This is a genomic window from Streptomyces sp. NPDC020780 (genome assembly GCF_044334475.1).
In the GTDB taxonomy this organism is placed as follows: Bacteria; Actinomycetota; Actinomycetes; order Streptomycetales; family Streptomycetaceae; genus Streptomyces.
Genome location: NZ_JBIRTB010000026.1, coordinates 2,491 through 5,286 on the forward strand (window position 1 = coordinate 2,491; position 2,796 = coordinate 5,286).

Here is a 2,796-nt window from a genome sequence, read left to right on the forward strand (position 1 = left end):
CGACGAGTCAGAAACCGTTGATGTAGGCGAAGGACATGCGAAAGGTCCGGCGTAGAGGGTAAGACCCCCGTAGCTGAAACATTAACGGCTCGTTTGAGAACCACCCAAGTAGCACGGGGCCCGAGAAATCCCGTGTGAATCTGGCGGGACCACCCGCTAAGCCTAAATATTCCCTGGTGACCGATAGCGGATAGTACCGTGAGGGAATGGTGAAAAGTACCGCGGGAGCGGAGTGAAATAGTACCTGAAACCGTGTGCCTACAAGCCGTGGGAGCGTCGCTGTGTGTGCTTGCACATGCAGTCGTGACTGCGTGCCTTTTGAAGAATGAGCCTGCGAGTTAGCGGTGTGTAGCGAGGTTAACCCGTGTGGGGAAGCCGTAGCGAAAGCGAGTCCGAACAGGGCGTTTGAGTTGCACGCTCTAGACCCGAAGCGGAGTGATCTAGCCATGGGCAGGTTGAAGCGGAGGTAAGACTTCGTGGAGGACCGAACCCACCAGGGTTGAAAACCTGGGGGATGACCTGTGGTTAGGGGTGAAAGGCCAATCAAACTCCGTGATAGCTGGTTCTCCCCGAAATGCATTTAGGTGCAGCGTCGTGTGTTTCTTGCCGGAGGTAGAGCACTGGATAGGCGATGGGCCCTACCGGGTTACTGACCTTAGCCAAACTCCGAATGCCGGTAAGTGAGAGCACGGCAGTGAGACTGTGGGGGATAAGCTCCATGGTCGAGAGGGAAACAGCCCAGAGCATCGACTAAGGCCCCTAAGCGTACGCTAAGTGGGAAAGGATGTGGAGTCGCAGAGACAACCAGGAGGTTGGCTTAGAAGCAGCCACCCTTGAAAGAGTGCGTAATAGCTCACTGGTCAAGTGATTCCGCGCCGACAATGTAGCGGGGCTCAAGCGTACCGCCGAAGTCGTGTCATTCACACATATAGGGCCAACGCCTGTGTGGATGGGTAGGGGAGCGTCGTGTGCCGGGTGAAGCAGCCGCGGAAGCGAGTTGTGGACGGTTCACGAGTGAGAATGCAGGCATGAGTAGCGATACACACGTGAGAAACGTGTGCGCCGATTGACTAAGGGTTCCTGGGTCAAGCTGATCTGCCCAGGGTAAGTCGGGACCTAAGGCGAGGCCGACAGGCGTAGTCGATGGACAACCGGTTGATATTCCGGTACCCGCTTTGAAACGCCCAGTACTGAATCAGGCGATGCTAAGTCCGTGAAGCCGGCCCGATCTCTTCGGAGTTGAGGGTAGTGGTGGAGCCGACGAACCAGACTTGTATTAGGTAAGCGATGGGGTGACGCAGGAAGGTAGTCCAGCCCGGGCGGTGGTTGTCCCGGGGTAAGGGTGTAGGACGCACGGTAGGTAAATCCGTCGTGCATGAAGTCTGAGACCTGATGCCGAGCCGATTGTGGTGAAGTGGATGATCCTATGCTGTCGAGAAAAGCCTCTAGCGAGTTTCATGGCGGCCCGTACCCTAAACCGACTCAGGTAGTCAGGTAGAGAATACCGAGGCGTTCGGGTGAACTATGGTTAAGGAACTCGGCAAAATGCCCCCGTAACTTCGGGAGAAGGGGGGCCATCTTTGGTGATCCGATTTACTCGGTGAGCTGGGGGTGGCCGCAGAGACCAGCGAGAAGCGACTGTTTACTAAAAACACAGGTCCGTGCGAAGCCGTAAGGCGATGTATACGGACTGACGCCTGCCCGGTGCTGGAACGTTAAGGGGACCGGTTAGTGCACTTTCGGGTGTGCGAAGCTGAGAACTTAAGCGCCAGTAAACGGCGGTGGTAACTATAACCATCCTAAGGTAGCGAAATTCCTTGTCGGGTAAGTTCCGACCTGCACGAATGGCGTAACGACTTCTCGACTGTCTCAACCATAGGCCCGGTGAAATTGCACTACGAGTAAAGATGCTCGTTTCGCGCAGCAGGACGGAAAGACCCCGGGACCTTTACTATAGTTTGATATTGGTGTTCGGTTCGGCTTGTGTAGGATAGGTGGGAGACTTTGAAGCGGCCACGCCAGTGGTTGTGGAGTCGTCCTTGAAATACCACTCTGGTCGTGCTGGATGTCTAACCTGGGTCCGTGATCCGGATCAGGGACAGTGTCTGATGGGTAGTTTAACTGGGGCGGTTGCCTCCTAAAGAGTAACGGAGGCGCCCAAAGGTTCCCTCAGCCTGGTTGGCAATCAGGTGTTGAGTGTAAGTGCACAAGGGAGCTTGACTGTGAGACCGACGGGTCGAGCAGGGACGAAAGTCGGGACTAGTGATCCGGCAGTGGCTTGTGGAAGCGCTGTCGCTCAACGGATAAAAGGTACCCCGGGGATAACAGGCTGATCTTCCCCAAGAGTCCATATCGACGGGATGGTTTGGCACCTCGATGTCGGCTCGTCGCATCCTGGGGCTGGAGTCGGTCCCAAGGGTTGGGCTGTTCGCCCATTAAAGCGGTACGCGAGCTGGGTTTAGAACGTCGTGAGACAGTTCGGTCCCTATCCGCTGTGCGCGTAGGAATATTGAGAAGGGCTGTCCCTAGTACGAGAGGACCGGGACGGACGAACCTCTGGTGTGCCAGTTGTCCTGCCAAGGGCATGGCTGGTTGGCTACGTTCGGAAAGGATAACCGCTGAAAGCATCTAAGCGGGAAGCCTGCTTCAAGATGAGTATTCCCACCACCTTGAGTGGTTAAGGCTCCCAGTAGACGACTGGGTTGATAGGCCAGATGTGGAAGCCCGGTAACGGGTGGAGCTGACTGGTACTAATAGGCCGAGGGCTTGTCCTCAGTTGCTCGCGTCCACTGTGTT

The 2,796-nt window shown here is 56.0% G+C and carries 1 rRNA gene (only partly in view); it reads left to right on the forward strand.

The features are described from left to right. Nucleotides 1-2,774 (forward strand): 23S ribosomal RNA (locus ACH4VO_RS31295) (it extends 431 nt beyond the left edge of the window). Nucleotides 2,775-2,796 lie beyond the last annotated feature (22 nt).